The following is a 24,752-nucleotide window of genomic DNA, read 5'->3' on the forward strand; positions in this document are numbered from 1 at the left end:
ACTCCGCGTACGTCAGCTCCTGACCCTCGAACACCAACGCCACCGCATCCGGCGTCCGCGCCACCTGCACGTCGAACAGCTCCGGCAGAGTCGCCACAGGCACCACATGATCGGTGGCATTGAGCTCGTCCAGCCGGGACAGCTCGGCCACAGAGAGCACCTCGAGCTCGGCGACCGTGCTGTCCGGTGCGTCGACGAACCTGCCCAGCGCGCGGTCGAGCCGCTCGACGATCTCGCTGATCTCGTTGCGCGAGAAGACATCCGGTAGGAACTTCGCCTGCACCTGGAGCCCCTCACCCTGCTCGATGTAGAGCGAGAGCGGGAAGGTGTTCGCGTCGACACCGTCGACGCCGAGCAGCCGCATCCCGTCGATGTCCCCGTCACCACCGGCGGACGCCGCGTCGACGGGGTACGACTCGAACACGGTGATCGTGTCGAAGACGGCACCCGCTCCGGCGCGCTGCTGGATATCCGGCAGGCCGACGAAGTGGTGGTCGAGCAGATCGGACTGTTCGAGCTGGACGCGGGAGAGCAAGGCACGCAGGGATTCCCCGCGATCGAGACGGACGCGGACGGGCAGCGTGTTGATGAACATGCCGACCATCGACTCGACACCGGTCAGCGCGGCGGGCCGGCCGGACACGGTGGCGCCGAACACGACGTCGTCGCGGCCGACGAGGCGGGAGAGCACGATGCCCCACGCCGCCTGGACGACGGTGTTGACGGTGACCCCGAGTTCCCTGGCGAGGGCTTCGAGGCGAGCGTTCCGCTCCGCATCCAGGTCGAGGGTGAGCACCTCGGGCATCGCCGACTGCTCACGGCCCCGCTCCTGCGGCGCCAGCAACGTCGGATCCTCGGTCCCGGCAAGCGAATTCGCCCACACCTCGAGCGACGACGCGGCGTCCCGAGCCGACAGCCACTCCAGGTAGCCGCGGAACGACCGCACCGGAGGGAACGCCGACACGTCACCACGCGTGGCGTACAGCGCGATCAGATCCCGGAAGATCAGCGGCATCGACCAGCCGTCCACCAGGATGTGATGCGTCGTGACGACGAGGTCGTAGCGGTCGGTCGCCGTTCGAACGACCGCGACCCGGACCAGCGGCGGCGCCGCCAGATCGAACCGGCCGTACCGGTCCTCGTCGCGGATCTCCCGACGCCGTCCCTCGACGTCGTCGTGCCCGGCCAGATCCACCGACCGGAACGCGACCGGCGCCTGCTCGACGATCACCTGCACCGGCGACCCGTGCTCGTCGTGCACGAAACCGGCCCGCAGGTTCGGGTGCCGATCCACCAACGCCTGCGCCGCCGTGTGCATCCGGTCGACGTCGACCACACCACCGAGCGAGACCACCACCTGCGAGGTGTACACGTCCAACGACTCCGACGACCCGGCGAGCGAGGCGTGGAAGAACATGCCCTCCTGCAACGGCGTCAACGACCACACGTCCTCGAGCGACGGATACGCCGCCTCCAGACGCTCGATCTCCTTCTGCGACACCGACACCAACGGCAGATCCGACGGCGTGAACACCGGCGCCACGACTCCGGTGGCCCAGGTCGCGATCGCGCTCAGCGCCCGCTCCCACAGCGTCGCCAGCGCGCGCACCTCCGCGCCGTCGATCAGTCCGGGCGGGAACGTGAACGTCGCGCCGAGTATCGAGCCGGTGACGGAGGCGTTGATGTCGACGACCGCGGCGGCGGGCATGTCCACGTCGGGAGCGGCGGACACCGACAGTTCGCCTGCGGGTGCGGGCAGCCACCCGATCGGGGCCGCGTCGGCGCCGGCGTCGGCACCGATCCTGCCGAGGTAGTTGAACCCGATTTGCGGCAACGCATGTTCGGCCAGCTCCGGGCCCGTCGACGGGTTGAGGTATCGCAGCAAGCCGTACCCGACGCCCTTGTCGGGCACCGCGAGCAACTGCTCCTTGACCGCCTTGACCGCCTCCCCGGCGGCCGGACCACCCGACAGCGCAGAGTCGAGGTCGATGCCGGCCAGGTCGAGGCGCAGCGGGAACATGCTGGTGAACCAGCCCACCGTCCGCGACAGGTCCGCACCGGGCAGCACCTCTTCCTCGCGGCCGTGGCCCTCGAGCTTGATCAGCGTGGACGCCTCGTCCACGTGACGGTCGCGGCGCCACGCGGAGACGGCCAGTGCCAGCGCGGCCAGCAGGCCGTCGTTGACTCCACCGCGAACCGCGCCCGGAACCGCGGTCAGCACGGCCTCGGTGACGTCCTCGGACAGCTCGACCCGGACCTCGGACGTGGAGGCGAACGTGTCCACCGCGGGATCGAGCGCCCGCGAGGCCAGGAGCGGATCCGGCCCGTCCTGCACCGCCCGCCAGTAGGGCAGTTCCGACTCGCGTGTTGCGGTTCTCGCCTGGTCGGCGAGGCCCTGCGCCCAGCGGCGCATCGACGTGCCGACGGGCTGCAGCTCGGGGCGAGAACCGGCGGCGACGGCCTGCCAGGCCGCGAGCAGGTCCGCGACGATGATGCGCCAGGACACGCCGTCGACGACCAGGTGGTGCGCGACGATCAGCAGGCGTCCGGTCGCGTCGAGACCGGGCGCCGGGTCGAACCACACGAACCGCACGACCGAGCCGGTGGCCACGTCGAGCAGGCCCGCGGCGGCGTCGTACGTCGCCGCGGCCAGCGCGTCGAATCCGGCGCTGCCGGGCAACTCGTCCGCGCCGAACTCGACCCGGTCGACCAGTGCCCCGACCTCGACGGAACCGGCGACCCGCAGGACGTCCCCGCCCGCCGGGATCGACGCCCGGAGCATGTCGTGCCGCTCGACGACCGCGCCGAGCGTCGCGACGAGACCGGCGTGGTCGATACCGTCCGGCAGGGCCAGGTACGCGGGCATCAGCATCCGGTTGTGTCCACCGGGACGGTCGGTCATCCACCGCATGATCGGAGTCAGCGGGGCTTCGCCCACTCCCCCACCGGGAAGTTCGGCGAGCACCACCGGGGCGGACGACTCGTCCCCGAGGGCGGCGACCTGCGCCAGACCGGCAACGGTCTTGCGCTCGAACACGTCCCGGGCACGGATCACCACACCCGCGGCCTTGGCCCGGGCCACCAACTGGATGGAGACGATGCTGTCGCCACCGAGCGCGAAGAACGAGTCGGCGACACCGACCCGGTCGACGCCGAGAACCTCGGCGAACAGCTCCGCCAGGATCTCCTCCAGCCGGTTCGACGGCGCGACGTAGCTCGCCTCCGACGATCCGAAGTCGGGCTCCGGCAACGCCTTCCGGTCGACCTTGCCGTTCACGGTCAGCGGGATCGCGTCCATCACGACGATCGCCGACGGCACCATGTGCGACGGCAGGGTCCGTCCGACGAACTCCGCCAGGGCATCGGTGTCCACGGATCGTCCCGGCACCGCGACCACGTACGCGGCGAGCACCGTCGCCCCGGACGGACCGGTGCGGCCGACGGTGACCGCGAAGTCGACCGACCCGTGCGCCGACAGCGCGGCGTCGATCTCGCCGAGCTCGATCCGGAAACCGCGGACCTTCACCTGGAAGTCGCTGCGCCCCACGTACTCGATCTCGAGCCCACCGGATTGCTGCACCCACCGCACCACGTCACCGGTCCGGTACATCCGCGTACCCGGCTCGAACGGGTTCGCCACGAACCGATCCGCCGTCAGCGCGGGACGGGCGTGGTAACCGCGCGCCAGCTGGGCGCCCGAGACGTACAGTTCGCCCGCGACCCCGACGGGCACCGGACGCAGCCGCGTGTCGAGGACCATGGCGTCGATGTTGCGGATCGGTCCACCGATCGTGAGCCGTTCACCCGGGGTGAGCGGCTCGCTGATCGCGACCATGACGATGGTCTCGGTCGGGCCGTAGCCGTTGTGGAAGTGACGGCCCGGAGCCCAGATGTCGACGAGGTTGTCCGGCACCGCCTCGCCACCGGCGACCAAATGCGCCAGGCAGTCCAGACCCTCCGGCGACAGGGTCGCCAACGCACCCGGCGTGATGAACGCGTGCGTCGCCCCACCCGCCGAGATCACCTCGGCCAGTTCCGCTCCGCCGTACACCCCCGGCGGCACGATCACCAGCGCCGCACCCGCACCGAGCGCCAGCAGCAGCTCGAGGATCGACGCGTCGAAGCTCGGCGACGAGAAGTGCAACGCCCGCGACCGCGCGGTCACCGAGTACCGCTCCCGCTGCTCGGCGGCGAAGTTCGCCAAACCCTCGTGCGAGACGACGACGCCCTTCGGCAGACCCGTCGAACCGGACGTGTAGATCACGTACGCCGCGTTCGCGACGTCGATCGGCGCGGTGCGATCGGTATCGCTGAGCGGCGCGACGGACATCGCGCTCGAGTGGGCGACGAACTCCGGATCGTCGAGAACGAGCCAGCCGATCGAGCCGGGCAGCTCGGCCGCATGCGCGGAGCCGGTCAGCCCGAGCACCGCACCGGAGTCGGTGACCATGTGCTCGATCCGGTCCGCCGGATACGCCGGATCCATCGGCACGAACGCGGCACCGGTCTTCGCGATCGCCCACAACGCCACCTGCGCCTGGATCGACCGCGGCAACGCCGACGCGACGAACGACTCCGGACCCACACCCCGCTCGATCAGCACGCGCGCCAACGCGTTCGACCGCTCGTCGAGTTCGCCGTAGGACACGGCCGTGTCCCCGAACACCAACGCCGTCGCATCACGATCCGCCGCCGCCGCAGCCATCAGCTCGGGGAGCGTCCGGGCCGGTTCGGGAAGGACGGGTCCGCGGACCGGTGACAGCGCGGCGCGCTCGGCCTCGTCGGTGACGGCGACGTCTCCGACCGCCGTCGCCGGATCCGCGACCAGCGTGGTGAGCACCCGCACGAACCGCTCGGACAGGGTCCGCACGGCGGCCTCGTCGACGAGTTCGGTGGCGTGGATGAACTTCAGGTGCAGTTCGCTGTCGAGGCTGGCGGTCATCGCCACCGGGTAGTGGGCGGCGTCGACGCCGTCGATGCCGGTGACGCGCATGCCCGCGATGTCGGTCTCCGACGTCGCACCCGCCATGTCGACGGGGAACGACTCGAACACCGCGAGGGTGTCGAACATTGCCGCCTCGCCTGCGGCCCGCTGGATCTCGGCGAGGCCGACGTAGTGGTGGTCGAGCAGGAGGGCCTGCTCGGCCTGCACGCGCACGAGCAGCTCGGACACCGACTCGTCCGCAACCAGACGGACCCGCGTCGGCACCGTGTTGATGAACAGGCCGATCATCGACTCGACACCGGCGATCTCCGGTGGACGGCCGGACACGGTGGCGCCGAAGACGGCGTCCTCTCGTCCGGTCAGCGCGCCGAGCAGGATCGCCCACGCGGCCTGCACGACGGTGTTCGGGGTGACACCGAGCTCGCGGGCGCGCGCCACGAGTGCTGCGGTCGCGTCGGCGTCGAGTCCGGTCAGGTACTGCCCGGAGGTGGTGCCCTGCTGGCGACCCCGGTCGCCGGAGACGAGCAGGGTGGGTCCTTCGACCCCGGCGAGTGAGTCGGTCCACACACGCAGCGAGCGCTCGTGGTCCCGTTCCGCCAGCCAGGCGAGGAAGTCCCGGTAGGAACGGGCGACGGGCAGCACGCTCGCGTCCCCGTCGGCGGCGTAGAGCACCAGCAGTTCCTTGAGCACCAGCGGTGTCGACCAGCCGTCGATGACGATGTGGTGGTTCATCACCACCAGCTCGTACTGCTCGTCACCGAGGTCGATCAGCGTCATCCGTATGAGCGGCGGCGCGGTGAGGTCGAATTTCGCGAGCCGATCCGCATCGAGGATACGTCGGCGCTCCGCCTCCCGCTGGGCGGGCGCGAGTGCGCTGAGATCGACGGTGACGAACGGGATCTCGGCATGCGACTGCACGATCTGGACCGCGACACCGGAGTCGCCCGGGACGAAGGCGGTGCGGAATCCGGGATGCCGGTCGACCAGCGCCTGTGCGGCGCGGAGCATCCGGTCCGCGTCGACGGTGCCGGACAGCTTCAGCGACAGCTGCGCCGTGTAGACGTCGACGGACGACTCCGCCAGCGCGGCGTGGAAGTACATGCCGTACTGCAGCGGGGACAGCGACCAGATGTCCGACAGGTCCGGGCAGCGCGCCTCGAAGTTCTCGATCTGCCCCTGGGTCAGGGTGACAAGCGGCAGGTCGGACGGCGTGCGCCCGCCCGCACCCGGTGTGCTCGCGTACCGGGCGATCACGTCGAGCGCCTCGGTCCAGAGGTCGGTCAGCTCGGTGACCTCGGCCTCCGACAGCACGCCGGTCGCGAAGTCGAAGCCGGTGGAGAGGGTCTCCACCCCGCCGACGTTGGTGACCACCGCGTTGATGTCGAGGGCGGTGACCGGCATGTCCGGGTCCAGCGCCGACCCGAGGTCGCCGCCGTCGGTGGCGGGCACCCAGCCCACCGCCCGCATCTCGTCGGTGATCTCGACGGTGCCTGCGCGACCGAGGTAGTTGAACCCGATCTGCGGAGTGGTCGTACCGCTCAACTGTTCGGCGGTATCCGCGTTCAGGTACCGGAGCATGCCGAAACCGATGCCCTTGTCGGGGACGGCCAGCAGCTGTTCCTTGACGGCCTTCACCGCGCGGCCCGCGGCGGGACCGCCGGCGAACGCGTCGCCCAGGTCGATTCCGGTCAGGTCGAGCCGGACCGGGAACAGCGAGGTGAACCAGCCGACGGTCCGCGAGAGGTCCGCCGAGGCGTCCCCGGCCAGGGCGGCCTCCTCGCGACCGTGACCCTCGAGGTTCAGCAGGGTCGTCGGTGCGACGACACCGCGCCGCTCACGCCACCGCGCCACCGCGAGGGCGAGGGCCGCGAGCAGGCCGTCGTTGACGCCGCCACCGAACGCCCCGGGGACCGCGGTGAGCAGACCCTCGGTCGTCTCGGCGGAAGCCTCGACCCGGACGCGGCCGGTGGTGGACACCGTGTCCCGCGCCGGGTCGATCGCGCGCGACCCGAGGACGGGGTCGGTCCGACCGATGACACCGCGCCAGTAGTCGAGTTCACCGAGCCTCTGCTCGGAGCTCGCGGACTCGACGAGGCCGTGCGTCCAGCGGCGCAGCGAGGTACCGACCGGCGCCAGCTCCGGTTCGGAGCCGGAGTGCAGCGCACCCCATGCGGTCGCGAAGTCCGGCAACAGGATTCGCCAGGACACACCGTCGACGGCCAGGTGGTGGACGACGACGAGCAGTCGGCCGTTCCAGTCCAGCCCGGCGGCCGGGTCGAACCACACGAACTGGGCGACGACACCCGCGACCGGGTCCAGCCGGTCCGCGGCGGCCTCGAACTCCTCGCGGACCAGGGCGACGAACTCGTCGGACCCGGGCCGGGAGCCGAATTCCACGCGCCGGATCAGCTCGGCCGCGGTCACGTCGCCGGCGGCGGGCACGGTGAGCCCGCTGCCGTCCGCGTGCCACCGCAGGCGCAGTGCGTCGTGTCGTTCGACGACCGCCGCGATCGTCGATTCGACGGTGGCGCGGTCGATGCCGGGCGGCAGGGTGACGAAGCTGGACTGCGAGAACCGGCGCAGCAGACCGCCGCGCTCGGCGGTGGCCACCATGATCGGGGTGGCGGACAGCTCGCCGACTCCCCCGCCGGGCAGCTCCGCGAGCACCTGCGGAGCGTCCGCCGCCGCGGTCGCGACGGCGGCGAGACCGGCGACCGTGCGCTGCTCGAACACCTGTCGCGCGGTGAATGCCAGGCCGGCCGCCTTCGCCCGGGTGACCAGCTGGATGGACATGATGCTGTCGCCGCCGAGCGCGAAGAACGACTCCTCCACGCTCACCCGGTCGACGCCGAGGACCTCGGCGAACACCGCGGCGAGGGTCTCCTCCGTCGGGGTGCGGGGTGTCACGTGGGCGGCCTCGTCGCTGCCGAAGTCCGGTGCGGGCAGGGCGTTTCGGTCCAGCTTGCCGTTTCCGGTGACCGGCATCCGCTCGAGTACCACGATCGCGTCGGGGACCATGTAGCCGGGAAGCGTGGCCGACAGCGCGGCGACGAGCGAAGAGGTGTCGGCACCGGATCCGACCACGTAGCCGACGAGACGCTTGCCGCGCTCGGTGTCGGCGGCGACCACGACGGCCTGCTCGACGGACGGCTGGTCCAGCAGCGCCGCCTCGATCTCGCCGAGCTCGATACGCTGACCACGGAGCTTGACCTGAAAATCCGTGCGGCCCAGGTACTCCAGCTGCCCATTGGTACCCCAGCGCGCGACGTCACCGGTGCGGTACATGACCGCCCCGTCCGCCGCGAAGGGGTTCGCGACGAACCGCTCCGCGGTCAGGCCCGGTCGATCGTGGTAGCCCCGGGCGACCTGACCGCCCGCGAGATAGAGCTCTCCCCGCACACCCGGGGCGGCGGGATGCAGCCGCTCGTCGAGCACGTACGCCTGCGAGTTCCACACGGGGATGCCGATCGGCATCGTGGTCTCCGAGCCGTCGGCCCAGTAGTGCACGGACGTCAGCGTGGTCTCCGCGGGACCGTACGCGTTGTTGATCCGTACGTTCGACGCGCGCATGGTGCGTGCGGCCAGGTCCGGGCTCAGCGCCTCGCCTGCCAGTTGCAGCGCGCGCACCGACGGCGGGAACGACAGTTCCGGGCCGCCGAGGAACGCCGCGAGCATGGACGGCACGAACCCGAGAACGGTGGCGCCGTAACGGCGGGACAGGTCGATCAGGTACTCCGCGTCGCGGTGCCCGTCGGGTGTGGCGATCACCAGGTGGCCACCCACGACGAACGGGACGAACAGTTCCCACACCGACGGGTCGAACACCGTCGGGGTCTTCTGGATGACCACGTCGTCGGCGGTCATCTCGTACTCGCCGACGAACCAGCTGAGCTGGTTGACGATGGCGTGGTGCGCGACCGAGACACCCTTGGGAACACCGGTCGAGCCCGATGTGAAGATCACGTACGCCGGGTTGGCGCGCCGCAGGGGGCGGGTCCGGTCGGCGTCGGTGATCGGGGCGTCCGAGAACCCGCCGAGTTCGACCCGGTCGATCTCGATCACCGGCACCGATGCGGGCAGCGCGGCGTCGTCCCAGGACGTGGTCAGCACGCACACTGGCCGCGACAGGGACAGGACCCGCTCGATCCGGTCCGCGGGCTGGTCTGGATCCACCGGCACGTACGCACCGCCGGCCTTCATCACCGCGTACATCCCGACGAGCATCTCCATCGACCGCCGCGCCGCCAGGACCACGCGGTCCTCCGGTCCCACGCCCAGCGAGATCAGATGGCGAGCAAGGTGATTGACGCGCGCGTCGAACTGCGCGTACGTGAGCGTCACGTCCTCGAACGTCATCGCCGGCGCGTCGGGGTTGCGGGCCACCGACCGGTCCAGCAACTCGACCAGCGTGGTCGGCTCCACCGGCACCTGGGTCCGGTTGAACTCCACCAGCATCCGATCCCGCTCGGTCTCGTCGAGCAGGTCCAGATCGCCGACCACGGCGCCGGGATCGGCGACGACGGCCTCGAGGATCCGGACGTACCGGCGGGCGGTCCGCTCGATCGTGGCGCGGTCGAACAGCGCCGTCGCGAACCCGAAGGTGCCGACGAGACCCGAATCACCTTCGGCGAACGACAGTTCGAGGTCGTACTTGGCCTGGCCGAGGTCGGCGTCGAGGCCGGTGACGCGCAGGCCGGGCAGCTCGAAGGTCGGGAAGTCGATGTTCTCGAATCCGAACGAGACCTGCACCAACGGTGCGTGCGCGGTGGACCGCGGCGGGTCGAGGATCTCCACGAGCCGCTCGAACGGAAGGTCCGCGTGTGAGAACGCCTGCAGGTCGCCTTCACGGACGGATTCGAGCACCGCCTCGAACGAGGCACCGGAGTCGACACGGGTACGCAGGACCAGGGTGCCCACGAACATGCCGACGATCGGGTCGAGGGCCTCCTCACCGCGCCCGGCGACCGCGGTGCCGACGGCGATGTCGCCGGTGCCCGACAAGTGTGACAGCAGTACCGCACAGGCGGCCTGCATGACCATGAACGAGGTTGCACCCGATCGCCGCGCCAGCGCCTCCACCGCGGCCGCGAGATCTGCGGGCACCGGGAACGTCACCCGGTCGCCCGCCGTCGACTGCACCGCCGGACGCGGCCGGTCGGTGGGCAGCTCCAGCAGATCCGGCAGGCCCGCGAGTGCACCCTTCCAGTGCGCGATCTGGGTGGCGATCACGGAGTCCGGATCGTCCTCGGAGCCGAGCGCCTCCCGCTGCCACAGCGCGAAGTCGGCGTACTGGACGGCGAGGGGTTCCCACCCGGGCGCCTCGCCCTGCGTCCGGGCCACGTACGCGAGCATCACGTCGCGGGCCAGCGGCGTCATCGAGGAGCCGTCCGCGCTGATGTGGTGCACGACCACGAGCAGCACGTGCTCGGACTCGCTCCCCGCGGCCGTGTCGACCTCGAACAGCGCCGCACGCAACGGAATCGACTCGGTGACGTCGAATCCGCGACGCGCGAAGTCCGCCGCCTGCGCCATCAGGCCGGCCTCGTCGACCGTGACCCTGGTCAGCTCGACGGACACGTGGTCGGCGGGCAGCACCACCTGGTGCGGGCCGTCGGCGTCGGACGGGTAGATCGTGCGCAGCGACTCGTGCCGGACGAGGACGTCCCGCATCGCCGCCTCGAGCGCGACGACGTCGAGGTCACCGGTCAACCGCACACCGAGCGGAATGTTGTAGGCCGCCGAGGCGGTGTCGAACTGGTTGAGGAACCAGATGCGCTTCTGCGCCAGCGACAGCGGCACGCGGGCGGGACGGTCCTGCGCGGTGAGCACCGGACGCGCCGCACCACCCGCCAGTGCCGTCACACGGGCCGCGAACCCGGCCACCGTCGGCGCGTCGAACAACTCCCGGACGCCGACGCGGGCACCGAGCGTTGCCCCCACCCGGGCGACGACGCGCGTCGCGGCGAGGGAGTTGCCGCCGATGTCGAAGAAGTCCTCGTCCACCGACACCCGGTCCACGCCGAGCACGTCGGCGAACACGCCCGCCACGACCTCCTCCACGGGAGTGCGCGGCGCCCGGTACTCGCCCGTGCTGTCGAAGACCGGCTCCGGCAGCACGGTGCGGTCCAGCTTTCCGTTGGGCGTCAACGGGATCGACTCGATCTCCGTGAACACCGTCGGCACCATGTGCGACGGCATCTCGACGCCCGCGTACTCGGCCAGGGCGGCGCGGTCGATCGTGTGCCCCTCGGCGGCGAGGACATAGGCGACGAGAACGGTGTTCCCGGACTCGGTCCGGTGCCCCACGGTGGCCGCGAACTCGACACTCTCGTGCCTGCCGAGGACTGCGTCGATCTCGCCGAGTTCGATCCGGAAGCCGCGCACCTTGAGCTGGAAGTCACTGCGGCCCACGTACTCGATCGACAGCCCGGCAGGTGTGTCCACCCACCGCACCACGTCGCCGGTCCGGTACATGCGGGACCCGTTGTCCCCGAAGGGGTTCGCGACGAACCGGTCCGCCGTCAGCGCGAAACGGCCGTGATAGCCGCGACCGAGCGCGGGTCCGGCGAAGTACAGCTCACCGGGCACCCCGACGGGCACCGGCCGCAGCCGGTGGTCGAGGACCAGGGCGTCGACACCGCGAACCGGGCCACCGATGGTGATCCGCTCCCCGGCCGCCATCGGGTCGCTCATGGTGACGACTGCCGTCGTTTCGGTCGGGCCGTAGATGTCGTACAGCCGCCGGCCCGGGGCCCACTTCGCCACCAGTTCCGCCGACACCGCCTCGCCACCGACCGCGACATCGGTCAGCAACTCGAGGCCCGCCGGATCGACGGTAGCCAGCGCCGCCGTGGTGACGAACGCGTGCGTCACGCGGTGCTCCCGCAGGAAGTCGCCCAGTTCGGCGCCGCCGTAGATCCCCGGCGGCACGATCACCATCGTCGCCGCCGACCCGATCGCCAGCAGCAGCTCGAGCACCGCACCGTCGAAGCTCGGTGACGCGAAGTGCAGCGTGCGCGACCGCGCCGTCACCGAGAAGTGCTCGCGTTCATGGGCTGCGAGGTTCGCCAGACCCTCGTGGGTGACCAGGACGCCCTTCGGCTTCCCGGTCGAGCCGGAGGTGTAGACCATGTAGGCACCGGACCCGAGGGCCAGGGGCCGCAGTCGGTCCGTGTCGCCGATCGGGTCGGCGGTCTCGGCCCCGACCGACTCGGCGAAGTCCGCGCTGTCGAGTTCGAGCCAGGTCACCGCGGCGGGCAGCGCCGCCACGTCCGCACCGACGGTCAGACCGACCCGGACTCCGGAGTCCGCGACGAGGTACTCGATCCGCTCCGGCGGGTACGACAGGTCGAGCGGCACGAACGCCGCACCGGTCTTGGTGATCGCCCACACGGCGAGCACCGACTCGACGGAGCGGCCCAGTGCCACCGCGACGAAGTCCTCGGGTCCGACACCGAGCCCGATCAGGCTGCGCGCCAGTCGGTTCGACCGCTCGTCGAGCTCACGGTAGGTCAGCGAGGTGTCGCCGAACTCGATCGCGGCCGCGCCCGGGTTGGCGGCGACGGCCGCGGCGAGCAGCTCCGGCATCGTGGCCGGAGCGATCGCGGGCGGCCCGGACACGGGCGTCAGCCGCGCCGTCTCGGCGGCGTCGAGCAGACCGAGCGCGCCCACCGGACGCTGCGGCGCGGACACCACGGATTCGAGCACCCGCACGAACCGGGCCACGAGATCCGACGCGGTCGACTCGTCGAACAGATCGACCGCATAGGTCAGCTCGGCGGCGAGGGCGCCCCCGCCCGCCGAGTCGCTCTCGGAGAGCATCAGCTGCAGGTCGAACTTCGCGACCTCGAATCCGGACTGCAGTGGGCTGACCGTGAGCCCGGGAAGGTCGAGGGACGCCTGCTCGAGGTTCTGGAACCCGAGGATCACCTGGGCGAACGGGGCGTGCGCCCGCGACCGGGTCGGGTTCAGTGCCTCCACCAGCTGCTCGAACGGCACGTCGGCGTGGCCGAAGGCACCGAGGTCGGTCTCGCGGACGGCGGCGAGCAGCTCGGTGAACGAGGCGTCGCTGTCGATGTCGGTGCGCAACACCAGCGTGTTGACGAACATGCCGACCAGGTCGTCGAGCTGCCGCTCGCCGCGTCCCGCGACGGGCGTGGCGATCGCGACGTCCTCGGTGCCGCCGAGGCGCGACAGCAGGATGGCCAGGGCCGAGTGGACCGCCATGAACAGGGTGGCGCCCTGTTTGCGGGCCAGTGACTCGAGGCGGCGGCGCAACGCCTCGTCCAGGGCGAACCGGACGGTGCCCGCGCGGAACGACTGCTCGGCCGGGCGCGGACGGTCCGCGGGCAGGTCGAGCACCTCGGGCAGCCCGGCCAGCGCGGATCGCCAGTAGTCGATCTGGGCGGCCGCGACCGACTGCGGGTCGTCGGGGGTGCCGAGGACCTCGCGCTGCCAGATGCTGAAGTCCGCGTACTGCACCTCGAGGGGAGCCCACTGCGGCGCCTGTCCACCGGTCCGCGCGACGTACGCGGTGATCAGGTCGCGGGCGAGCGGCGCCGTGGAGGCGCCGTCCGACGAGATGTGGTGGATCGACAACGCCAGCACCCGCACGGTGTCGGAGACGCCAGCCGGGGCCGTGCCGGAGACGCCAGCCGGGGCCGTGCCGGAGACGCCAGTCGGGGCCGTGTCGGAGACGCCAGTCGGCGCCGTGTCGCCGACCCGGATCAGCCGGATGCGCAGGGGCACACCGGTGGTGACGTCGAAGCCGCGGGAGAAGAACTCGACCAGATCCGCGGCGACATCGGACTCGGGGACGGTCGCGGTACTCACGTCGAGGTCGACGTCGGAGGGCGCGAGGACCACCTGACGGGCACCGTCCGCATCGGCCGGGAACACCGTGCGCAGCGACTCGTGCCGGGCCAGCACGTCGCCCAGCGCGGAGCGCATCGCGTCCTCGTCGAGGGCGCCGGTCAGCCGGATCGCCATCGGGATGTTGTAGACGGGCGAGCCGGTGTCGTACTGGTTGAGGAACCACATCCGCTGCTGCGCCAGCGACAGCGGGATCCGCTCGGGCCGCGGTCGCGCCACCAGCGCAAGGCGGCCCGCGGACGCCTCGGCCGCGTCGATGCGGGCGGCGAGTTCGGTCACCGTCGGCGCCTCGAACAGGTCACGCAGGCGCAGCGACGCTCCGGTGCCCGCGTTGACGCGGGCGACCGTCCGGGTGGCGACGAGCGAGTCGCCGCCGAGTGCGAAGAAGCTGTCGGTGGCCGAGACGCGGTCGACGCCGAGCAGCTCGCCGAACACGGTGGCGACGAGCTCCTCGGTCGCGCCGGCCGGCGCGGTGTACTCCGCGTCGGAGCTGCCGAAGTCCGGTTCCGGCAGCACTTTCCGGTCCAGCTTGCCACTCGGGGTCAGCGGAATCTCGTCCAGCACCACCATGGCGGACGGCACCATGTAGTCGGGCAACGACCCGGCGGCGGCCGCGGCGGCCACCGCCTCGAGACCGTCGGGGTCGCCGGCGGGGACCACGTAGGCGACGAGCCGGTCGATTCCACTGGCCGACGTCGTCACCACGACCGCCGCCTGCGCGATCCGCGGGTCCGCGGACAGCACGGCCTCGATCTCACCGAGTTCGACACGCAGACCGCGGATCTTGACCTGGAAGTCGGTGCGGCCGACGTACTCCAGTTCGCCGTCGGCGTTCCACCACACGACGTCGCCGGACTGGTACATCCGCTCGCCACCGCGGAACGGGTTGGCCACGAAGCGGGTCGCGGTCAGGGCGATCCGGTTGCCGTAGCCGCGGGCCAGAACCGAGGCGCCGCCGATGTAGAGCTCGCCCGGCACACCCGGTGGAACCAGCCGGAGCTGCGAATCCAGTACGTACAGTTCGTAGTTCGGCAGAGCGGGCCCGATGGGGACGCGACCGTCCGGGTAGGCGGTCGTCACGTCCCGGAGCCAGTGGTCGGTGACCATGTCGGTCGCCTCGGTCGGACCGTAGTTGTTGTGCAGCCGGGTTCCCGCCGCCTCCAGGTGCGCGAGCCGAGCCGGGTTGAACGACTCACCGCCGAGGTGCAGTGACCGCAGCGCGGGCAGGACCGTCTGCTCGGTGTCCGCGTCGAGGAGCGTGCCGAACGCGCTCGGCGCCATGTTCGCGTTGACCACCGCGCCACGGCGAACGATCTCGAGGACGTCGACCGGGTCGAAGGGGTCGGCGGCGAGGTGCAGGACCGCACCGTCCGACAGCGTCACCCACACGTTCTTCTGGGTCTGGTCGAACACGGGCGAGTTCGCGACCAGCGCACCGTCACCCGGCTCGAGGCGGATCTCCCCGCGGTACCACTCGGCGGTGTTCAGGGTGCCCGCCATCGGGACGAGAGTCGGCTTCGGCCGTCCGGTCGAGCCCGAGGTGGTGATGACGTAGGCCAGTCGCAGCCCGGCACCGGGTTCGCGCCACCGGTTCGGCGGCGTCGACTCGGGTCGCGTCGCCAGCCGGCGCTCGGCGGCGGAATCGCCGAGCACGACCAGCGGCCCGGTGTAGCCGACCTCGTCGGTCCACGAGTTCGTCGCGACGACGGCCGCGACGTCGCAGTCCTCGAGGATGGCCGCGATCCGGTCGGCAGGCGCCTTCGGGTCGACCGGCAGGTACGCCGCCCCGGCCTTCCAGGCCGCCAGCATGCCGACCACCCAGTCGACGGACCGCGGCACCACGAGCGCGACGACGTCGTCGGCACCGATGCCGTGCGCCAGCAGTTCGTGGGCGAGCCGGTTCGCGCGCTGGTCGAGGTCGCCGCGGCTGACCGTGACGCCGTCGGCGACGACGGCCGGGGCGTTCGGGGCCTCGGCAGTGCGGGCGTCGATCCGCTCGAGCAGCGTCTGCCCGGTGCGGGCCAGTTCCGTGCGGTTGTACGACGCGAGCAGCGACCACTCGGCGTCGGTCACGAGTTGCAGCGAACTCACCCGCGCGTCGGGGCGCTCCACGAAGGCGTGGAGCACGGCGACCATGCGCGTCAGGTGGGCGGCGACGGTGGCCTCGTCGAAGGCCTCCCGCTGGAACTCCGCCGCGAAGTGCAGCCGCCCCTCCGCGGGGGCCGCCACGATCGAGAGCGGGAAGTGGCTGGCCGCAGCCGATTCCACGCCGGTGAGGCGAACACCCGCGATATCGACGTCGCCGCCGGCTCCGGAGGTGTCCACCGGGTAGGACTCGTAGATGACGGCGGTGTCGAACACCGCGCCGTCCCCGGCCGCCTTGTGGATGTCGGTCAGGCCGACGAAGTGGTGGTCGAGCAGGTCGGCCTGCTCGGACTGCACACGGGTGATCAGGGCGCGCACAGACTCGTGCGGATCGACCGCGACGGCGACCGGGATGGTGTTGATGAACAGGCCGGCCATCGACTCGACGCCGGACAGCGCGGCGGGGCGGCCCGAGACGGTCGCACCGAAGACGACGTCGTCGCGGCCGGTGAGCATGCCGAGCACCAGCGCCCACGCGGTCTGGACGAGCGTGTTGACCGTGACGCCGAGTTCGCGGGCGAGCGCGTCGGCGCGGGCCGTCTCGTCCGCGGTGAGGGCGTGCTCGACCTTGCCCGGGACTGCGGCGTGGTTCACGCCCTGCGCGGCGGGTGCGAGCAGCGTCGGTTCGTCGACGTGGGACAGTGCGCCGCGCCAGACGTCGAGGGACTGCTGACGGTCCTGCCGGGACAGCCATCCGAGGTAGTCGCGGTAGCCGCGCGGGCGGGGCAGCGCGGAGTCGTCGCCGTCGAGGGCGTACAGGGTCATCAGCTCGCGGACGACCAGCGGGGTCGACCAGCCGTCGAGGATGACGTGGTGGTTGGTGAACACCAACTGCCAGTGGTCGGCGCCCAGTTCGAGGAGCGTGAGCCGGATCAGCGGCGCGGCGGCCGTGTCGAATCCGGCGACCCGGTCGGCGCCCAGGATGCGGCCGCGTTCGGTGGCGCGGTCCTCGGTGCCGAGGTCGGACAGGTCGAACTCCCGCAGCGGAACCGAGGAGGGGGACGTGATCACCTGAACGGCGCCGAGGTCCTCGTCGACGACGAACGCGGCACGCAGGTTCGGGTGCCGTTCCAGCAGCCGATCGGCCGCCCGGCGCACCCGATCCGGGTTCAGGGCACCGGTGAGGTCGAGCACGAACTGCGCCGTGTACACGTCGACGACGCCCTCGATGCCCTCGGTCAGCAGCGCATGGAACAGCAGGCCGTGTTGCAGCGGCGACAGCGACCACAGGTCCTCGAGGCCCGGGTACTGCGCTTCGAACTGCTCGATCCGGGTCTGGGTCAGGGGCACCAGCGGCAGGTCGGACGGGGTGAAACCGCCCGCGTCGCCGCGGCGGGTGTGCGTGGAGACGGCGGTGAGCGCCGCTGTCCACAGCGCCGCGAACTCGGATGCCTCGCTGTCGGTGAGCACTCCCCTCGCGTACGACAGGGTTGCGGACAGGCCGCCGTCCGCGGCGACGGACGCGTTGATCTCCAGTGCCGCGCCGAGCGCCATGCCGGGGTCCGCGGCGCCGCCGAGCTCGCCGCCGTCGGTGACCGGGATCCAGCCGAGTTCGCGGATCTCGTCGGTGATCTCGCCGCCGCCGAAGCGACCCAGGTAGTTGAAGCCGATCTGCGGCACCGCAGCGGCGGCCAGCTGCGCGCCGGTCTCGGGGTTCAGGTGGCGCAGGAGGCCGTAGCCGATGCCGTTACCGGGAACGGCGAGCAGCTGCTCCTTGACGGCCTTGATCGCGGCGCCTGCGGCGGGTCCGCCGGCGAAGGCGTCGTCGAGGTCGATGCCGGTGACGTCGAGTCGGACCGGGTAGACGCTGGTGAACCAGCCGACGGTGCGGGACAGGTCGGCGACTGCGCCTGCGGCGGCCTCCTCCTCGCGGCCGTGCCCCTCGAGGGTGACGAGCGTCCCGGCCGCGTTCTCACCGCGGCGACGTCGCCACTGCGCGGTCGCCAGGGCGAGCGCGGTCAGCAGTCCGTCCTGGGCGCCGGCGCGGTACGTCGCCGGGACCGCCGTGAGCAGCGTGTCGGTCAGATCGGCGGGCAGCTCCGCAGACACCTGTCCCCTGGTCGCGACGGTGTCGTGCTCGGGATCGAGCAGCCGGGCGCCGAGCGGGGCCTCCTCCTCGGCGAGAACCTGCTGCCAGTGATCGAGTTCGGCGACCCGCTCCGCGGTCGACGCCTCGGCGACGAGCGCGTGGCTCCACGCGCGGACCGACGTGCCCTCGGGCCGGGGGGCCGGGGGCGTCCCCGCCGTGTGCGCTTGCCAGGCCGCGGCGAGTTCCGGGACCAGGACCCGCCAGGACACCCCGTCGACGGCGAGGTGGTGCAGTACCAGCAGCAGTCGGCCGTTCGTGGTGGACGCCGGCGCCGGGTCGAACCAGACCACCTGGACCATCACACCGGCGGCGGGGTCGAGGCGGTCCGCGGCGTCGTCCAGTGCCCGCGCCGCGATCTCCTCGAAAGCGGTTGTGCCGGGACGGGTCTGCGCGTCGAGTTCGACGCGGACGATGAGGTCGGCGGCGTCGGCGGATCCGCGTTCGCGGGCGTCGAGCAGGAGCCGCTGCGCCACCAGCGCGGCCCGGAGGGCGGGGTGCCGGTCGAGGACCGTCTGCAGCGTGGCCGCGAGGGCCGGCCGGCTGAGATTCTTCGGCGCGGTGAGCAGCACCGCCTGCGAGAACCGGGAGCCCGCACCGTTGCCGAGCGCCCACCGCGCGACCGGCAGCAGCGGCATCTCGCCGACACCGCCGCCGGGCCGTTCCGCGAGCGCGGCCACGTCGGCATCCGTGGCGATGGTCGCCACCTGCGCCAGCGCCGAAACGGTCTTGCGTTCGAACACGTCTCGCGCTCGGATCACGATTCCGGCCGCCTTCGCGCGGGCCACCAGCTGGATCGAGACGATACTGTCGCCGCCGAGCGCGAAGAACGACTCGGTGACACCGACGCGGTCGAGGCCGAGCACCTCGGCGTAGAGGCCGGCGAGGGTCTCCTCGATCGGCGTCGTGGGCGCGACGTACGCGTCCTTCAGCGCTCCGAAGTCGGGTTCGGGCAGGGCCTTCCGGTCGACTTTGCCGTTGAGGGTGAGCGGCAGCGAGTCGAGGACGACGACGGAGGGCACCATGTGCGTCGGCAGGACCGCGGCGACGTGGTCGGTCAGCTCGCGCGGCGAGGCGACAGCGCCGGCGACGGGCACGACGTAGGAGACGAGTACGGTCGCGCCGGACGGTCCGCGCGTGCCCACGGTGAGTGCGGTGTCGACCCGCTCGTGGGTGGTGAGGACGCCGTCGATCTCGCCGAGTTCGATCCGGAAGCCGCGTACCTTCACCTGGAAGTCGCTGCGGCCGACGTACTCGAGTTCGAGCTCGGTCTCGGTGCCGGGAGTGGCGGCCGGGACCCAGCGCACCAGGTCGCCGGTGCGGTACATCCGCGCGCCGACAGGCACGTCTGCGGTGCCGAACGGCGCTGCCACGAAACGGGCGGCGGTCAGGTCGGGCCGGTCGTGGTAGCCGCGGGCCAGCGAGGGACCGGCGACGTACAGCTCGCCGGTCACTCCGACGGGCACGGGCCGCAGCCTGCGGTCCAGCACGACCGCCGCGACGCCCGGCATCGGACGGCCGATGGTGACGGTCTGCCCGGCGGTCATCGGCGACGTCGCGGTGGCGATCATCGTCGTCTCGGTCGGGCCGTACAGGTTCCGGAAGGGGTGCCGCGGCGCCCACCTGTCCACCAGTGCGCGGGACGCCGCTTCACCGGCGACCGAGATCGACTGCAGCGCGGGAAGCCCCCCGGGGTCCACGGTGTTCAGCGCGGCGGGTCCGGCGTAGCCGTGGGTGACCCGCTGCGCGGCGAGGATCTCGTGCAGTTCCTCACCGCCGTAGACGCCCTGAGGGACGACGATCGCGGTCGCGCCGTGCACGAACGTCATCAGCTGTTCCCAGACGGCGCCGTCGAAACTCGGCGACGCGAAGTGCAGCACCCGCGACGACGCGTCGAGCCCGAAACGGTCCCGATGCTCGGCGACCACGCTGCTCAGACCGGTGTGGGTGACGACGACGCCCTTCGGCAGGCCGGTCGACCCGGAGGTGTAGATCACGTAGGCGGAGTTGTGGACTCGCAGTTCCCGGATGCGGTCGGCGGCGGTGATCGGCGCGGTGGACCGCGCGTCCCGGTCACCGCCGAACCCGGGCTCGTCCAGTGCCAGCCACCGCACGCCCGCGGGCAGCGAGGCGGCGGCGTCTGCGGTCGTCAGTCCGATGGTGGCACCGGAGTCGGTGGCCATGTGCTCGATCCGGTCGGCGGGATACGCCGGGTCCATCGGCACGAACGCGGCACCGGACTTGGCGACCGCCCACACCGCGACGATGGCCTCGAGCGAGCGGGGAAGCGACAGCGCGACGAAGGTCTCGGGTCCGGCGCCATGCGAGATCAGCACGCGGGCAAGGGCGTTGGATCGATCGTCGAGTTCGCCGTAGGTCAGGACGCGGTCGCCGAAGACGGCGGCCTCGGCGTCGCGGTCGGCGATCCCGGAGGTCAGCAGCCGGGCCAGGGTGGCGGGTCCGGCGGCCGGACGGGCGGTGACCGGAATGAGCGCGCGCCGCTCGGCCGCATCGGTGACGTCGAGATCGCCTACGGGGCGGGACGGGTCGTCGGTCACGGCGCCGAGCACCCGGACGAAACGCTCCGCGAGGGTGCGGACACTCGGCTCGTCGAACAGGTCCGCGGCGTACACGACGCGGCCGGACATGCCGCCGTCCGCACGCTCGGCGAGGGAGAGCTGCAGGTCGAACTTCGCGAACGTGACGCCCGGATCGACCTCGGCGACCGACAATCCGGCCATCTCGAGCACCACGGGCGCGGTGTTCTCCAGGGTCAGCGCCACCTGGAAGACCGGGGCGTGCGCGGTCGAGCGCTGCGGGGCGAGGACCTCGACGAGCCGCTCGAACGGCACGTCCGAGTTCGCGAGGGCGTCGACGTCGGATTCCCTGGTGGCGGTGAGCAGTTCGGCGAACGACGCCGAGGGGTCGACGATCGTCCGCAGTGCGAGCGTGTTGACGAACATGCCGACGAGGTCGTCGAGTGCGGCCTCACCGCGGCCGGCGGTCGGTGTGCCGACCACGATGTCGTCGCTGCCGGACAGCTTCGCCAGCAGCACGGCGAACGCGGCATGCACGGTGGTGAACAGGGTCGCCTCGTGCTCGCGGGTGAGCCGGGAGATCCGGTCGTGCAGTCGGGCGTCGATCTCGAAGTCGACGCGGCCGCCGCGCATGGACTGCACCGCCGGGCGCGGCCGGTCGAGCGGCAGCTCGAGCAGATCCGGGATCCCCGCGAGCGCCGTCCTCCAGTACCCGACCTGGCGGGCGAGCACCGAGTCCGGATCGTCGTCGCTGCCGAGAAGTTCACGCTGCCAGATCGAGAAGTCCGCGTACTGCACCGCGAGGGGTTCCGTCTCGGGTGTCCCGCCCCGCGCGTACGCTTCGTAGGCCGTCATCACGTCCCGCGCGAGCGGCGCCATGGATTCGCCGTCCGCCGCGATGTGATGCACGAGGAACAGCAGTACGTGTTCGCGCGGCCCGACCTCGAACAACCGCGGCCGGACGGGGATCTCGGTCGTCACGTCGAATCCCTGCGACGCCAGCGCCGCGAGCCGGGTCGTCAGGTCGGCCTCACCGTCCACCCGGATCGGGTCGAGGTCGAACACGATCTCCGAGGGCGCCAGCACGAGCTGGCGCGGTCCGTCGCCGTCGTCGGGGAAGACGGTCCGCAGCGACTCGTGCCGGTCGAGGACGTTCGCGACCGCCGACGCCAGCGCCGCGACGTTCAGGTCGCCGGACAGTCGGATGCCGAGCGGAAGGTTGTAGGCCGCCGACGAGGTGTCGAACTGGTTGATGAACCACATCCGGGACTGCGCCAGTGACAACGGGATTCGCTCCGGGCGCGCACCCGCGACCAGCGCGGGCCGGGGACGGGCCGTGCCGGACGCGCCGGCCTCGGCGAGCGCCGCGACCCCCGACACGGTCGGGGCGTCGAACACCTCCCGCAGGCTCAGGTCGCATCCGACGGCGGCGTTCAGGCGCGCGACCACGCGTGCCGCGCTGAGCGAGTTGCCGCCGAGGTCGAAGAACGAGTCGTCCGCGCCGACGCGATCGACGCCGAGGATCTCGCCGAATATCTCGGCGACCACCCGCTCGACCGCGGTGGCGGGGGGACGGAAGTCGGCTGCGGACCCGAAGTCCGGGTCCGGCAGGGCTTTCCGGTCGATCTTGCCGCTGTGGTTCAGCGGCAGGGCGTCGAGCACCAGCACGGCGTCGGGGACCATGTGGGCGGGCAGGTCTCGGGCGAGGGCCTCCCGCAGCGCCTCCGGAGCGGGCGCGCCGCCGGCCGCGGCGGTCACGTACCCGACCAAACGGGACACGCCGTCCCGTTCGCGCACGACCACGACGGACTGCATGACCTCCGGGTGGGCCACGAGGGCAGCCTCGATCTCGCCGAGTTCGATCCGCATACCGCGGATCTTGACCTGGAAGTCGCTGCGGCCCATGAAGATCAGGGCTCCGTCGCTGCGTTCCCGGACGACGTCACCGGTCCGGTACAGCCGCGAACCGGGCTCTCCGAAAGGGCTGGCGACGAACCGCGACGACGTCAACGCCGCCATGCCGCCGTAACCGCGTCCGACCGCGAACCCGCCGATGTACAGCTCGCCGCTGATACCGGGCGGCACCGGCCGCAGCCTGCGGTCGAGGACGTGGTGTTCGACCCCGCGCAGGGCCCGACCGATGGGCACGGGCACGGTCTCGGCGTCCGCCGCCGACAGGTCCAGCTCGTACGCGGTCGTGACGTCCGACGCCTCCGTCGGGCCGTAACTGTTCAGGACCCGGGTGGTACCGCCGACGAGTGGGCCGTACGCCGACGGACGCAATTGCTCGCCGCCGAGAGTCACCACCTCCAGGTTGCCGATCACCCCGTCGGTGTCGAGGTCGACCAGTACCTCGAAGGCGCTCGGTGCCATGTTCACGAACTGGACGTCGCCGGAGGCGATCTTGCCGAGGATCTCGCGGGGATCGAACCGGTCCTGTGCGAGATGCAGTGCGGCGCCGGAGGTCAGTGCCGCCCACACGTTCTTCTGCGTGAGGTCGAACAGCGGCGAGCTGGCAACGAGGACACCGGCTTCCGCGCCGAGCTTGATCTCCGCGCGGTACCACTGGAAGGTGTTCGACACGCCGCGCATCGAGACGAGGGTCGGTTTGGGTGTGCCGGTGGAGCCGGAGGTCGAGATCACGTACGCCAGTCGCGTGCCGGCGTCGGCTCCGGTCCACGGATCGTCGAGGGGGGCGTCGTCGTGGCCGGCGAGGCGGTCGGCGGTGTCCGGGTCGTCGAGAATCGTCACCGGGACGGACACGTGGCCCGAGTGTGCCCATCCGTCGGCGGCCACGACGGCGCGGGCGCCGCTCGCGTCGAGCAACCCGGAGATCCGCTCGAACGACCAGGTCGGGTCGAGCGGCGAGTAGGCCGCGCCGAGCTTCCAGGCCGCGAGCATGCCGACCACCCAGTCCCGCGAGCGCGGCAGGACCAGGGCGACGACGTCGTCCGGACCTGCGCCCGATCGGGCGAGCTCCCGGGCGAGACGATTCGCGCGGCGGTCCAACTGCCCGCGGGTGGTGACGACCCCATCGGCGACGACCGCCACCGCGTCCGGGTCGTGTTCGACCCACTCCTGCCAGGTCTCGACCGCCGACTCGAGCGGCCATCCGTCCTGGTCCAGGGACGTCGCGCCGGCCACGCCGGCCTCGACTGCCTCGGACCTGATCTTGTCCAGCACCGCCCCGACACCCCCGTCGGCGGCCACGATCGTCGGTGCCAGCCCGGTGAGCACCACGGACACGATCGCCTCGTCGTCCATGCCCCGCTCGGCGAGCGCGCCGCCGAGCAACTGCAGACGCTCCTCGAGTTCCCCGTACGTCACCGTCATTCCGTCGGGGGACGCGACAACCGCATCCGCGCGGACCGAGGCGAGTGCAGAGATCGATCGAATCAGCTCCGCAGCAGACAACAGGATCCTCCGAGACAATCGCACTGTTTACGCTTCGGCGAACAGCCGGGTTCCACCCCCGGACACGCTCCGCCACCCCGGGCCACCCTACGTGACCGTTTCAACGGCAAACGAATTTCGCAGTTGAACGCGGCGGGTCCGGCGGGGGCCCGGTCGATCTCTCCCGGGGCCCCGCCGGGCGTCTGTCCGTCAGGTGCGTTGTCGGGTCAGTTCGTCCCCTCCCGCAGGGTCGGGGCGATCACGGCGACGGCCTCCGGAGCGAGCATGGACCAGTGGGTGACGGGCACTGCCACGTGCCTGACCTGGCCCGTCACCGCGGACCGCCAGGACCGGGGAGCGATGGTGTCGTCGCCGCGACCCGCGGCGGCCGTGAACAGCGTCACATCGCCGTCGAAGGTCCCCGGGCGGTGCTGTCGCATCAGCTCGGCCGACGCGATCGCGGAGTCCGTCATCTGCCGCAGCCGACTCGACGACACCCCCGCCAGCGGACCCGTCGTTGTCGCCGCCATCCGGGCCAGCACCTCGTCGAGGGAGGTGTTCGCCGGATCCACGTCGGGGGCGTCGGTCACACCGATGCCACCGAGCAGCTCGCCGACGGTCACCCCGTCGTCGTCGAGGGCGTCGGCGGCGTCGCCGGCGACGCTGTCGAGCATCACCAACTGCTCGACCTGCTCCCCCGCCGCCTGCAGCTGCACGGCCATCGCATGAGCGATCACGCCGCCGAGCGACCAGCCGACGAGCCGGTACGGCCCGT

2 protein-coding genes are annotated in these 24,752 nt (G+C 71.6%); both read right to left on the reverse strand.

Features of this window, described 5'->3' with window-relative positions; all coding sequences use genetic code 11:
* Positions 1 to 23,998 (reverse strand): non-ribosomal peptide synthase/polyketide synthase (locus ACFYVR_RS26310; RefSeq protein WP_387479106.1); only part of this gene is annotated, 23,998 nt, incomplete at its 3' end.
* Positions 23,999 to 24,204: 206 nt separating this feature from the next.
* On the reverse strand, positions 24,205 to 24,752 hold a 548-nt coding region (locus ACFYVR_RS26315), incomplete at its 5' end, for a thioesterase domain-containing protein (protein WP_387479109.1).

It is taken from the genome of Rhodococcus sp. NPDC003318 (assembly GCF_042879035.1).
Lineage (GTDB): Bacteria > Actinomycetota > Actinomycetes > Mycobacteriales > Mycobacteriaceae > Rhodococcus_G.